This window comes from Mycolicibacterium grossiae (genome assembly GCF_008329645.1).
Lineage (GTDB): Bacteria > Actinomycetota > Actinomycetes > Mycobacteriales > Mycobacteriaceae > Mycobacterium > Mycobacterium grossiae.
In genome coordinates, this window is record NZ_CP043474.1 from 4,031,664 (window position 1) to 4,045,293 (window position 13,630).

The 13,630-nt window shown below is 66.7% G+C and carries 8 protein-coding genes and 3 rRNA genes; all 11 read left to right on the forward strand.

The annotated features are described in order from the left end of the window. Window positions 1-157: 157 nt before the first annotated feature. The 11 genes from FZ046_RS19395 to FZ046_RS19445 all read left to right on the forward strand — a co-directional run bounded on the left by FZ046_RS19395 (window position 158) and on the right by FZ046_RS19445 (window position 13,525). Window positions 158-1,675 (forward strand): 16S ribosomal RNA (locus FZ046_RS19395). Between the two features lie 440 nt (window positions 1,676-2,115). After that, window positions 2,116-5,238, forward strand: a 23S ribosomal RNA gene (locus tag FZ046_RS19400). A gap of 101 nt (window positions 5,239-5,339) precedes the next feature. Next, a 5S ribosomal RNA gene (rrf, locus tag FZ046_RS19405) occupies window positions 5,340-5,452 on the forward strand. The 16S, 23S and 5S rRNA genes sit together here, the layout of an rRNA operon. A 189-nt stretch (window positions 5,453-5,641) precedes the next feature. Then, window positions 5,642-6,568, forward strand: coding sequence for a tetratricopeptide repeat protein (locus FZ046_RS19410; RefSeq protein ID WP_083298389.1), 927 nt, complete (start codon window positions 5,642-5,644; stop codon window positions 6,566-6,568). A gap of 1 nt (window position 6,569) precedes the next feature. Beyond that, window positions 6,570-7,586 (forward strand): HAD-IIA family hydrolase, encoded by a 1,017-nt coding sequence (locus FZ046_RS19415; RefSeq protein ID WP_070354588.1) that lies wholly within the window; start codon window positions 6,570-6,572, stop codon window positions 7,584-7,586. A gap of 13 nt (window positions 7,587-7,599) precedes the next feature. Then, window positions 7,600-7,791 carry a hypothetical protein gene (locus FZ046_RS19420; RefSeq protein ID WP_070354594.1) on the forward strand — a complete coding sequence of 64 codons (192 nt, stop codon included), beginning with the start codon at window positions 7,600-7,602 and terminating at the stop codon, window positions 7,789-7,791. Window positions 7,792-7,798: 7 nt separating this feature from the next. Further along, entirely contained in the window at window positions 7,799-8,605 is an 807-nt protein-coding gene (locus tag FZ046_RS19425; RefSeq protein WP_070354587.1) for a TlyA family RNA methyltransferase, read from the forward strand. Next, window positions 8,602-9,525 carry an NAD kinase gene (locus FZ046_RS19430; protein ID WP_070354586.1) on the forward strand — a complete coding sequence of 308 codons (924 nt, stop codon included), beginning with the start codon at window positions 8,602-8,604 and terminating at the stop codon, window positions 9,523-9,525. The genes FZ046_RS19425 and FZ046_RS19430 overlap by 4 nt, the downstream gene beginning before the upstream one ends. After that, window positions 9,525-11,294, forward strand: coding sequence for a DNA repair protein RecN (recN, locus tag FZ046_RS19435; protein ID WP_070354585.1), 1,770 nt, complete (start codon window positions 9,525-9,527; stop codon window positions 11,292-11,294). The genes FZ046_RS19430 and recN overlap by 1 nt, the downstream gene beginning before the upstream one ends. A 93-nt stretch (window positions 11,295-11,387) precedes the next feature. After that, window positions 11,388-12,572 (forward strand): putative cytokinetic ring protein SteA, encoded by a 1,185-nt coding sequence (steA, locus tag FZ046_RS19440; RefSeq protein WP_070354584.1) that lies wholly within the window; start codon window positions 11,388-11,390, stop codon window positions 12,570-12,572. A gap of 11 nt (window positions 12,573-12,583) precedes the next feature. Beyond that, the gene (locus FZ046_RS19445) at window positions 12,584-13,525 is read left to right on the forward strand and encodes a copper transporter (RefSeq protein WP_070354583.1); all 942 of its coding nucleotides are present in this window, start codon (window positions 12,584-12,586) and stop codon (window positions 13,523-13,525) included. Window positions 13,526-13,630: the final 105 nt, after the last annotated feature.

Here is a 13,630-nt window from a genome sequence, read left to right on the forward strand (position 1 = left end):
GAACTCAATAGTGTGTTTGGTGGTTTTTGTTTGTTGTTTGGCCATGCCTCGTGTTTTCCCGTTTGTCGGGGTGTGGTTGTTGATGCCAGTTTTGGTGTCTTTTTGTTTGGATCGTTTTTCTGATTCGAATTCCACCTGGCTGTGGCTGGGTTGTTTTTGTTTGGAGAGTTTGATCCTGGCTCAGGACGAACGCTGGCGGCGTGCTTAACACATGCAAGTCGAACGGAAAGGCCCTTCGGGGTACTCGAGTGGCGAACGGGTGAGTAACACGTGGGTGATCTGCCCTGCACTTTGGGATAAGCCTGGGAAACTGGGTCTAATACCGGATAGGACTACGGCCTGCATGGGTTGTGGTGGAAAGCTTTTGCGGTGTGGGATGGGCCCGCGGCCTATCAGCTTGTTGGTGGGGTGATGGCCTACCAAGGCGACGACGGGTAGCCGGCCTGAGAGGGTGTCCGGCCACACTGGGACTGAGATACGGCCCAGACTCCTACGGGAGGCAGCAGTGGGGAATATTGCACAATGGGCGCAAGCCTGATGCAGCGACGCCGCGTGGGGGATGACGGCCTTCGGGTTGTAAACCCCTTTCAGCACAGACGAAGCGCAAGTGACGGTATGTGCAGAAGAAGCACCGGCCAACTACGTGCCAGCAGCCGCGGTAATACGTAGGGTGCGAGCGTTGTCCGGAATTACTGGGCGTAAAGAGCTCGTAGGTGGTTTGTCGCGTTGTTCGTGAAAACTCACAGCTTAACTGTGGGCGTGCGGGCGATACGGGCAGACTGGAGTACTGCAGGGGAGACTGGAATTCCTGGTGTAGCGGTGGAATGCGCAGATATCAGGAGGAACACCGGTGGCGAAGGCGGGTCTCTGGGCAGTAACTGACGCTGAGGAGCGAAAGCGTGGGGAGCGAACAGGATTAGATACCCTGGTAGTCCACGCCGTAAACGGTGGGTACTAGGTGTGGGTTTCCTTCCTTGGGATCCGTGCCGTAGCTAACGCATTAAGTACCCCGCCTGGGGAGTACGGCCGCAAGGCTAAAACTCAAAGGAATTGACGGGGGCCCGCACAAGCGGCGGAGCATGTGGATTAATTCGATGCAACGCGAAGAACCTTACCTGGGTTTGACATGCACAGGACGCGTCTAGAGATAGGCGTTCCCTTGTGGCCTGTGTGCAGGTGGTGCATGGCTGTCGTCAGCTCGTGTCGTGAGATGTTGGGTTAAGTCCCGCAACGAGCGCAACCCTTGTCTCATGTTGCCAGCACGTCATGGTGGGGACTCGTGAGAGACTGCCGGGGTCAACTCGGAGGAAGGTGGGGATGACGTCAAGTCATCATGCCCCTTATGTCCAGGGCTTCACACATGCTACAATGGCCGGTACAAAGGGCTGCGATGCCGTGAGGTGGAGCGAATCCTTTCAAAGCCGGTCTCAGTTCGGATCGGGGTCTGCAACTCGACCCCGTGAAGTCGGAGTCGCTAGTAATCGCAGATCAGCAACGCTGCGGTGAATACGTTCCCGGGCCTTGTACACACCGCCCGTCACGTCATGAAAGTCGGTAACACCCGAAGCCGGTGGCCTAACCCTTTGGGAGGGAGCCGTCGAAGGTGGGATCGGCGATTGGGACGAAGTCGTAACAAGGTAGCCGTACCGGAAGGTGCGGCTGGATCACCTCCTTTCTAAGGAGCACCACGTGAAGCGCCCCCATTGGGGGGGTGCGTGCCGTGAGGAACCCGTGTGCTGTAGTGGCGCCGGGTTGGGTGCAAGAAGTACTGCAAACATGACCGCGTTCGGCTTGGAAGATGGCCGGCGTGGGGCTGCCAGACACGCTATTGGGCTTTGAGACAACAGGCCCGCGGCACGTGCACCGGCCGCCTGTCCCAGTGGGGGGTGGGTGGTGGTGTGGGGGTGTCGGCTCGATTGGTTTCGGGTGGTCTCGTTGTTGCCCCGCTTGGTGGTGGGGTGTGGTGTTTGATTCGTGGATAGTGGTTGCGAGCATCAGTGCCGCAGGTCGTGATTGGCCGTTGGACGTGTGCCTCTTTCGGGGGTGCGTGTGTGGTGGTTGGTCATGGTGTGTGGTGCTGTTGTGGTGTGATTTCTCTGTTTAATGGTTTTGTGCTTGTAAGTGTTTAAGGGCGCATGGTGGATGCCTTGGCATCAGAGGCCGATGAAGGACGTGGGAGGCTGCGATATGCCTCGGGGAGCTGCCAACCGAGCGTGGATCCGAGGGTGTCCGAATGGGGAAACCCAGCACGAGTGATGTCGTGTTACCCGTATCTGAATACATAGGGTGCGGGAGGTAACGCGGGGAAGTGAAACATCTCAGTACCCGTAGGAAGAGAAAACAACAGTGATTCCGTGAGTAGTGGCGAGCGAAAGCGGAGGATGGCTAAACCGCATGCATGTGATACCGGGTAGGGGTTGTGTGTGCGGGGTTGTGGGACCCATCTTTCCAGGTCTACCTATCTGGAGGGCAGTGAGAAAGTGTCGTGGTTAGCGGAAGTGGTCTTGGGATGGCCTGCCGTAGACGGTGAGAGCCCGGTACGTGAAAATCCGATGCCTGCCTTGATGGTGTTCCCGAGTAGCAGCGGGCCCGTGGAATCTGCTGTGAATCTGCCGGGACCACCCGGTAAGCCTGAATACCTTCTGATGACCGATAGCGGATTAGTACCGTGAGGGAATGGTGAAAAGTACCCCGGGAGGGGAGTGAAATAGTACCTGAAACCGTGCGCTTACAATCCGTCAGAGCCCTCCTTCGTGGTGGGGTGATGGCGTGCCTTTTGAAGAATGAGCCTGCGAGTCAGGGACATGTCGCGAGGTTAACCCGGGTGGGGTAGCCGCAGCGAAAGCGAGTCTGAATAGGGCGTATCCAGTCAACAGTGGCTGGTGTAGTGGTGTGTTCTGGACCCGAAGCGGAGTGATCTACCCATGGCCAGGGTGAAGCGCGGGTAAGACCGCGTGGAGGCCCGAACCCACTTAGGTTGAAGACTGAGGGGATGAGTTGTGGGTAGGGGTGAAAGGCCAATCAAACTCCGTGATAGCTGGTTCTCCCCGAAATGCATTTGGGTGCAGCGTCGCATGTTTCTTGTTGGAGGTAGAGCTACTGGATGGCCGATGGGCCCTACTAGGTTACTGACGTCAGCCAAACTCCGAATGCCGACAAGTCCAAGAGTGCGGCAGTGAGACGGCGGGGGATAAGCTCCGTACGTCGAGAGGGAAACAGCCCAGATCGCCGGCTAAGGCCCCTAAGCGTGTGCTAAGTGGAAAAGGATGTGCAGTCGCGAAGACAACCAGGAGGTTGGCTTAGAAGCAGCCACCCTTGAAAGAGTGCGTAATAGCTCACTGGTCAAGTGATTGTGCGCCGATAATGTAGCGGGGCTCAAGCACACCGCCGAAGCCGCGGCAACGAGTAATCGTTGGGTAGGGGAGCGTCCTGCATCCGGTGAAGCAGCAGCGTGAGCTAGTTGTGGAGGGTGTGGGAGTGAGAATGCAGGCATGAGTAGCGATAAGGCAAGTGAGAACCTTGCCCGCCGAAAGACCAAGGGTTCCTGGGCCAGGCCAGTCCGCCCAGGGTGAGTCGGGACCTAAGGCGAGGCCGACAGGCGTAGTCGATGGACAACGGGTTGATATTCCCGTACCCGTGTGTGCGCGTCCCTGATGAATCAGAGGTACTAACCGCCCAAAGGGCGGGCCATCAATCCCTTCGGGGTGCGAGGTCCGCCGGCTGCGCGGGACCTTCTCTGGTAGTAGTCAAGCGATGGGGTGACGCAGGAAGGTAGCCGTACCAGTCAGTGGTAATACTGGGGCAAGCCCGTAGGACGAACGATAGGCAAATCCGTCGTTCACTCAGTCCGAGAGGTGATGCATAGCCGAGTGAGGCGAATTCGGTGATCCTATGCTGCCAAGAAAAGCCTCTAGCGAGTGCTAACACGGCCCGTACCCCAAACCGACACAGGTGGTCAGGTAGAGAATACCAAGGCGTACGAGTGAACTATGGTTAAGGAACTCGGCAAAATACCCCCGTAACTTCGGGAGAAGGGGGACCCCCATGCCGTCATGGCCCTTGCGGCCGGCAGCGGGAGGGGGTGGCACAAACCAGTGAGAAGCGACTGTTTACTAAAAACACAGGTCCGTGCGAAGTCGCAAGACGATGTATACGGACTGACGCCTGCCCGGTGCTGGAAGGTTAAGAGGACCGGTTAATCCCTTCGGGGGTGAAGCTGAGAATTTAAGCCCCAGTAAACGGCGGTGGTAACTATAACCATCCTAAGGTAGCGAAATTCCTTGTCGGGTAAGTTCCGACCTGCACGAATGGCGTAACGACTTCTCAACTGTCTCAACCATAGACTCGGCGAAATTGCACTACGAGTAAAGATGCTCGTTACGCGCGGCAGGACGAAAAGACCCCGGGACCTTCACTACAACTTGGTATTGGCGCTCGATACGGTTTGTGTAGGATAGGTGGGAGACTGTGAAACTCGCACGCCAGTGTGGGTGGAGTCATCGTTGAAATACCACTCTGATCGTATTGGGCTTCTAACTTCGAACCGTATATCCGGTTCAGGGACAGTGCCTGGTGGGTAGTTTAACTGGGGCGGTTGCCTCCAAAAGAGTAACGGAGGCGCCCAAAGGTTCCCTCAACCTGGACGGCAATCAGGTGTTGAGTGTAAGTGCACAAGGGAGCTTGACTGCGAGACGAACATGTCGAGCAGGGACGAAAGTCGGGACTAGTGATCCGGCACCCCCGAGTGGAAGGGGTGTCGCTCAACGGATAAAAGGTACCCCGGGGATAACAGGCTGATCTTCCCCAAGAGTCCATATCGACGGGATGGTTTGGCACCTCGATGTCGGCTCGTCGCATCCTGGGGCTGGAGCAGGTCCCAAGGGTTGGGCTGTTCGCCCATTAAAGCGGCACGCGAGCTGGGTTTAGAACGTCGTGAGACAGTTCGGTCTCTATCCGCCGCGCGCGTCAGAAGCTTGAGGAAATCTGTCCCTAGTACGAGAGGACCGGGACGGACGAACCTCTGGTCTACCAGTTGTCCCACCAGGGGCACGGCTGGATAGCCACGTTCGGACAGGATAACCGCTGAAAGCATCTAAGCGGGAAACCCCCTCCAAGACCAGGCTTCTCACCCATCAAGTGGGATAAGGCCCCCCGCAGACCACGGGATCGATAGACCAGACCTACACGCCCAGCAATGGGTTCAGGGAACTGGCACTAACCGGCCGAAAACTTACACACACCCATCGACAGAGTGTGCACACCACAAACGCGCAACCACACAATCCACGAACACGACCACACCCCACCACCAAAATAATCCGGGGCCAAGTGAATAGAGTTACGGCGGTAATAGCGGCAGGGAAACGCCCGGTCCCATCCCGAACCCGGAAGCTAAGCCTGCCAGCGCCGATGATACTACCCACACGGGTGGAAAAGTAGGACACCGCCGAACACCCTTTGGAATCGCCCCCCACCATGCGTGGGGGGCGATTCGCTTTGTCGCGCAGTGACTTTCATCGAGAAGACTGCGCACGACGGCGACGGCATGACGATGGGCCGCCGGCCGGAATTCCGGGTCGTCGCACCGCGGCGAACGGCCCCGTATCCTCATCGGGACGGCGCGTGACTGGAAAGGCGAAACGTGGCAGGAGACAGCCAAGGCGGTGACGCCCGAGGTCCGCGGCGGACGTCGAACTCCGGGGGAGCCCGCGCGCAGTACGGCGACCGCAACGCGTCCCGCCGCTCGCCGCAGGGCGATCGCAACGGAACCCAGGGCGATCGCAACGGACCGCAGGGCGACCGCGGCGGTCCGCGACGCCCGTCGCGTGGGGACCGTTCCACCCCTCGGACGTCCGGGCCGGATCGCGCCCGCCGCAGCCAGCCGCAGGACGACCAGACCGCCCCGCGATCCGGGCCGCCGCTGCCGAAGGAGATCGAAGCCAAGCAGTTGGCCCCCGAGATCCGTGGCGAGCTGCTGACCCTGGACAAGTCGACCGCCGACTACGTCGCCCGTCACCTGGTGGCCGCCGGCGAACTCCTCGACGAGGATCCCGCCACGGCGTTGGCGCACGCCCAGGCCGCCCGCGGTCGCGCCGGGCGGATCGCGGCGGTCCGCGAGGCCGTCGGCGTCGCGGCCTACCACACCGGCGACTGGGCCCAGGCCCTCGCCGAGTTCCGTGCCGCCCGGCGGATGGGCAGCAAGTCCCCGCTGCTCCCCGTCATCGCCGACTGCGAGCGCGGGGTCGGCCGGCCCGAACGAGCCATCGAGCTGGCGCGCAGCCCCGAGGCCGCCCAGTTGAGCGGTGACGACGCCGACGAACTGCGCATCGTCGCCGCCGGCGCGCGCAACGACCTCGGCCAGCACGAGCAGGCCCTCGCCACGCTCGCCAACCCGTCACTCGATCCGACCCGCACCGGGCAGACCGCCGCCCGGCTCTTCTACGCCTACGCCGACACGCTGCTCGCGCTCGGTCGGGACGCCGAGGCGTTGCAGTGGTTCATCCACACCGCCGCGGCCGACGTCGAGGGCGTCACCGACGCCGAAGACCGCATCACGGAGCTGTCCTGACGTGACGACGCTCGCTCGAGAGCACGACTGCCTGCTGCTCGATCTCGACGGCACCGTCTTCCGCGGCCAGCAGCCGACCGAGGGTGCGGTCGACACCCTCGCCGCGATCGAGGCGCGGACGCTGTACGTGACCAACAACGCCTCGCGCGGGCCCGGCGAGGTCGCGCAGCACCTGGTGGACATGGGCTTCCGCGCCGCCGCGGACGACGTCGTCACCAGTGCGCAGAGCGCGGCGCGGCTGCTGGCCAGCCAACTCGAGGCCGGCTCGCGGGTCCTCGTCATCGGTACCGAGGCGCTGGCCGACGAGGTGCGCGGCGTCGGGCTGGCGCCGGTGCGTCAGTTCGCCGACGACCCGGTCGCGGTGGTGCAGGGGCACTCGCCGGAGACCGGCTGGACGACGCTCGCCGAGGCCGCCCTGGCCATCCGGTCCGGTGCCCTCTGGGTCGCCGCCAACGTCGACCGCACGCTGCCGTCGGAACGGGGCCTGCTTCCGGGCAACGGGTCGATGGTCGCGGCGCTGTCCACCGCCACCGACCGTCGGCCGCAGGTGGCCGGCAAGCCGCAGCCCACCCTGCTCAACGACGCCCTTGCCCGCGGCGACTTCGCGTCGGCGCTGGTGGTCGGCGATCGCCTGGACACCGACATCGCGGGCGCCGGAGCGGCCGGACTGCCGAGCCTGCTGGTGCTCACCGGGGTCAGCACGGCCGCGGACATGGTGCACGCCGTGCCCGAGGAGCGCCCCACCTTCGTCGGACCCGATCTGCGAGCCCTGTTCGATGCGCCGGACGCCCTGCGCGTGGCGCCGCACCCGGCCTGGCGGGTCGAGGTCGGACCCGGCTCGGTGACCGTGCACTCCGACGGTACGCCGGCCGACGATCCGCTGTCGGTGGTGCGGGCCACGGCCAGCGCCGTCTGGCAGTCCGACCTCGGCGGGCGGGACTTCGCCGTCGTCGCCGGGGACGCGGACGCGCGCGAGGCGCTGGAGCGCTGGTCGCTGCTGCAACGCCCGATCGACTAGCGTGGCAGTCGACATGACCAACGACCCCGACCAGATCCGGTGGGAGATCGAGGCGCTGCTCGCCGAGCTGCCCGCCGCCGACGCCCCCGACGTCGACGCCGAGCACGTGGCGGCACGGCTGGAGGAAGCCCACGACCTCCTGCTCAACGCCCTCGAGTCGGTGGAACACGGTCAGGTCACCCACGCGTCGGCGCCCTGGAACTGAGCCGCCCGTGACGCGGCGCGCGAGGATCGATGCCGAGCTGGTCCGGCGCGGACTGGCCCGGTCCCGGCAGCAGGCCGCCGAACTGATCGGCGCCGGACGGGTGCGCATCGACGGCATGCCCGCCGCGAAGCCCGCGACCGCCGTCGGAATCGACGCTCGCATCACCGTCGCCGCCGACGAACGCACGTGGGTGTCGCGCGGGGCGCACAAGCTGATCGGCGCGCTCGACGCCTTCGCCCTCGACGTCTCCGGTCGCCGCTGCCTCGACGCCGGCGCGTCGACGGGTGGTTTCACCGAGGTCCTGCTGGACCGCGGCGCCGACCAGGTCGTCGCTGCCGACGTCGGCTACGGCCAGCTCGCGTGGTCGCTGCGTTCCGATCCGCGCGTCGTGGTGATCGAACGCACCAACGTCCGCTCGCTGACGCCGGAGACCATCGGCGGGCCCGTCGACGCGGTGGTCGCGGACCTGTCGTTCATCTCGCTGACCACCGTGCTGCCCGCACTGGCTTCGTGCGCCTCCCCGGACGCCGATATCGTTCCCATGGTGAAGCCACAGTTCGAAGTGGGCAAGGAGCGCGTCGGTCCGGGCGGCGTGGTGAGCGATCCCGAACTCCGGGTCGACGCCGTGCTGACCGTCGCCCGACGCGCGGCCGAGCTGGGCTGGCACGCCGTCGGCGTGACCTCCAGCCCGCTGCCGGGACCGTCGGGCAACGTCGAGTACTTCCTCCGGCTGCGGGCCCGTACGCCGGAACCCCTGGCCGGCACGGCGCTCGAGGACGCCGTCCGCCGCACCGTCGCGGAGGGGCCGCGGTGACGTCGGACCGCACCGTGCTGGTGGTCATGCACACCGGGCGCGACGACGCCACCGAGACGTTCCGGCGGGTCGAGAAGGGCCTCGGCGACAACGGGATCGCGCTGCGGTTGCTCGCCGCCGAGGCGGTCGACCGCGGCTCGATGCCGCGGGACGCCGATGGCGGGCGGGACTTCGGCGTCGACATCGAGGTCGTCGCCGCCGACGAGAACGCCGCCGAGGGATGCGAGCTGGTGCTGGCGCTCGGCGGCGACGGCACGTTCCTGCGCGCCGCCGAACTGGCGCGCAACGTCGAGATCCCGGTCGTCGGCGTCAATCTCGGCCACATCGGCTTCCTCGCCGAGGCCGAAGCCGACGCCATCGACGTCGTGCTCGACCACATCGTCTCCCAGGACTACCGGGTGGAGGAGCGCATGACGCTCGACGTGGTGGTCCGCGTCGACGGACGCATCGTGCACCGCGGCTGGGCGCTCAACGAGGCGAGCCTGGAGAAGGGCCCGCGGCTGGGCGTGCTGAACGTCGTCCTCGAGGTCGACGGACGGCCGGTGTCGTCGTTCGGCTGTGACGGCGTGCTGGTGTCGACGCCGACCGGGTCGACGGCGTACGCGTTCTCGGCGGGCGGGCCCATCCTGTGGCCCGACATCGAGTCGATCCTGGTGGTGCCGAACAACGCGCACGCCCTGTTCGCGCGGCCCATGGTGACCAGCCCGGACGCGTCGATCGCCATCGAGATCGAGGCCGGCGGCCACGAGGCGACGGTGTTCTGCGACGGCCGGCGCAACATGGTGATCCCCGCCGGTGGCCGTCTGGAGGTCACGCGCTGCGGCACGCCGCTGAAGTGGGTGCGGCTCGACAGTGCCCCGTTCACCGACCGCCTGGTGCGCAAGTTCCGCCTGCCGGTCACCGGATGGCGTGGGCCGTAGTGCTCTCCGAGATCCGGATCGAGGCGCTCGGCGCCATCGACTCCGCCACCGCGGAGTTCGACCGCGGCCTGACGGTGCTCACCGGCGAGACCGGCACCGGCAAGACCATGGTCGTCACCAGCCTGCACCTCCTCGGCGGCGCCCGCGCGGACGCGACGCGCGTGCGGTCGGGCGCCGAGCGCGCCGTCGTCGAAGGCCGCTTCAGCACCACCGACCTCGGGCCCCGGGTGGCTGCCCGCGTCGACGAGGTGCTCGACGCGTCGGGCGCGGAACGCGACGACGACGGCAGCGTGATCGCCGCGCGGTCGGTGAGCCGGGACGGCCCGTCGCGCGCCTACCTCGGCGGGCGCAGCGTGCCGGCGAAGTCACTGGGCACGTTTACCACCGAACTGCTGGCGCTGCATGGCCAGAACGACCAACTGCGGCTCATGCGGCCCGACGAACAGCTCGCAGCGCTGGACCGCTACGTCGACGTCGAGTCGGCCGTGCACCGGTACCGCGCGGCCCGGGAGGAGTGGTTGACGGCGCGGCGGGACCTCGACGACCGCCGCCGGCGCGCCCGCGAACTCGCTCTGGAGTCCGACCGACTGCAGTTCGGCATCGACGAGATCGACGGCGTCGCACCGCAACCCGGTGAGGACGAGACGCTGGTCTCGGAGATCCGTCGGCTGAGCGAACTCGACGCGGTCCGGGAGGCCGCGCTGACCGCCCGCACCGCGCTGTCCGGTCCGCCCGACGACCCGGCGCCCGACGGGGCGTCGGCCGCCGACGCGCTCGGGCAGGCGAAGGCGGCGCTGGGCGGAACCGACGACGCGGCGCTCCAAGCGCTGGGGGAGCGGCTCACCGAGGCGCTCGCCGTCGTCGGCGACGTGTCCGCCGAGCTCGGCGACTTCCTCGCCGAACTGCCCAGCGACGCGAGCACGCTGGAGACCAAGCTGGCCCGTCAGGCCGAATTGCGCACGCTGACGCGCAAGTACGCCGCGGACGTCGACGGCGTGCTGGCGTGGGCCGACGACGCCCGGCGCCGGCTGGCGGGGCTCGACGTGTCCGAGGACGCGTTGGCGGCGCTGCAGCGGCGCGTCGACGACCTCGAGTCCGTTGTCGTGACGGCGGCGACCGCGATCACCAAGGCGAGGACCAAGGCCGCCAAGGGGCTTGCGAAGGCGGTGACCGCCGAACTCGCCGGCTTGGCGATGGCTGGTGCGGGCTTCGCGATCACCGTCACGCCGCTGACCGCGCGCGCCGACGACACGGCTCCGCTCGTACTGCCCGACGGCACCCGGGTGCACGCCGGCTCCGACGGGGTGGACGCCGTCGAGTTCGGCTTCGCGCCGCACCGCGGATCCGACGTGCTCCCGCTGGCCAGGAGCGCATCGGGCGGTGAACTGTCCCGGGTGATGCTGGCGCTGGAGGTGGTGCTGTCGGCGTCCGCGGAGAACACGACGATGGTGTTCGACGAGGTGGACGCCGGCGTCGGTGGCCGCGCGGCGGTGCAGATCGGCCGCCGGCTGGCGCGGCTCGCCCGGACCCACCAGGTGATCGTGGTGACGCACCTGCCGCAGGTGGCGGCCTACGCCGACGCGCATCTGATGGTGGACAGCGCCGGTGGGCGCGGCGGCAAGGCGAGCGTGGTGCGCCGGCTCGATGACGACGCCCGGGTCGCCGAACTGGCGCGGATGCTGGCCGGCCTCGGCGAGTCCGACAGTGGACGCGCGCACGCGCGGGAGCTGCTCGAGGCGGCGCGCCAGGACGTGCACCAGGACGCCTGAGACGTGTTACGCGTGTGACTGGAGAGAACTTCTGAGGCGGATGTTACGGCGCGCCTCCACCTCTACTCGAGGGTTGGCCGACAGAATCGGCGCATGAAGATGTCAGCGCTGCTCTCCCGTAACGCCGGTCCGCGACCCGGCGTGTCAGGTATCGCCCGCGTCGACCGTGACATCGACCGTCTGCTGCGACGCATCGGACCCGGGGACGTCGTCGTGATCGACGCCCTGGACCTCGACCGGATCACCGCCGACGCGTTCGTCGACGCCCAGGTGGCCGCCGTCGTCAACGCGTCCCCGTCCATCTCCGGGCGCTACCCGAACCTCGGCCCGGAAGTGTTGGTGGCCAACGGGATCACGCTCATCGACGAGACCGGCCCGGAGGTCTTCAAGAAGGTCAAGGACGGCGCGAAGGTCCGCCTGCACAACGGTGGCGTGTACGCCGGTGACCGCCGCATCGCCCTCGGCCACGAGCGCACCGACCTCGAGATCCACGACCTCATGATCGAGGCGAAGACCGGTCTGGTGGCCCACCTGGAGGCCTTCGCGGGCAACACCATCGAGTTCATCCGCAGCGAGAGCCCGCTGCTGATCGATGGCATGGGCATCCCCGACGTCGACGTGGACCTGCGCCGCCGGCACGTCGTCGTGGTGGCCGAAGGAGACTCCGCCGCAGACGATCTCAAGGCGCTCAAGCCGTTCATCAAGGAGTACCAGCCGGTGCTCGTCGGCGTCGGGGTGGGTGCGGACGTCCTGCGCAAGGCCGGGCACCGTCCGGCGCTCATCGTGGGCGACCCCGACGTGATGAGCGTCGAGGTGCTCCGATCCGGTGCCCAGGTCGTGCTGCCGGCCGACGCGGACGGCCACGCCAAGGGACTCGAGCGCATCCAGGACCTCGGCGTCGGGGCCATGACGTTCCCGGCCGCCGGCTCGGCCGCGGACCTGGCGCTGCTGCTCGCCGACCACCACGGCGCCTCGCTGATCGTGACCGCCGGGCACAGCGCGTCGATCGAGGAGTTCTTCGACCGCACGCGGCAGCACAGCAACCCGTCGACGTTCCTCACCCGACTCAAGGTCGGCGAGAAGCTCGTCGACGCCAAGGCCGTGGCGACGCTGTACCGCAGCCGGATCTCCGGCGGCGCGATCGCGCTGCTGGTGCTGGCCATGCTGGTCGCGGTGATCGTGGCGCTGTGGGTGTCGCGCGCCGATGCCGCGGTGCTGCAGTGGCTCTCCGAGTACTGGAATCAGCTCACGCTCTGGGTTCAGGGCCTGGTCACCTAGGAGATGCGCCGGTGATTTCCCTTCGCTCGCACGCGATATCGCTCGCCGCGGTGTTCCTGGCGCTGGCGGTCGGGGTGATGCTCGGCTCGGGGCTGCTGTCGAACACGCTGCTGTCCGGGCTGCGCGACGACAAGCACGAACTGCAAAACCAGATCAACGGCCTCACCGACGAGCGCAACATGCTCAACGAGAAGCTGAACGCCGCAGGCGATTTCGACGCCCAGATGTCGCCGCGGATCCTGCGCGACGCGCTGAAGGGACGGTCGGTGGTGCTGTTCCGCACCCCGGACGCCGCCGACGACGACGTCGACGCCCTCACCCGCTACGTCGGCGCCGCGGGCGGCACGGTGAGCGGGACGGTGGAACTCACCCAGCAGTTCGTCGACGCGAACGCCTCGGAGAAGCTGCTGTCGGTGGTCAACTCCCCGATCGTGCCCGCGGGTCGCCAGCTCAGCACCACCCAGGTGGATCAGGGCTCGCAGGCGGGTGACCTGCTCGGCATCTCGCTGCTGCGCGACCGGGACCCGGCCGCGCCCGCCGTCGACGACGCCCAGCGTGACACCGTGCTGGCCACGCTGCGCGACACCGGCTTCCTCAGCTACGGCGACCAGCGGATCGGCGCCGCCGACGCGGCCCTGATCGTCACCGGTGCGGGACTGGCCGCCGACGCCGGCAACCAGGGCGCCACCGTGGCGCGGCTGGCCGCCGGGATGGCCGCGCACGGCGCCGGGACGCTGGTCGCCGGCCGCGACGGCTCGGCGTCGGGCACCGCGGCGGTGGCCGTCGTCCGCGCCGATCCTGCCCTGCGCGGCGCGGTGAGCACCGTCGACGACGTCGACACCCAGGCGGGCCGTCTCACGGCGGTGCTTGGGCTCGGCGACCTCGTCGGCGGCGGCAAGCCCGGGCAGTACGGCACCGGTCAGGGCGCCACCGCGGTCACCGTGCCGCAGTAGCGGGCCGGGACGGCGCGTCGGCGACGACATGTCGGCGTCGATGTTAAGGTGAGATTCCGTGGGTCGGCAGGCCCCGAGCTGGTCCTCAGCGCACAACCAAGACCT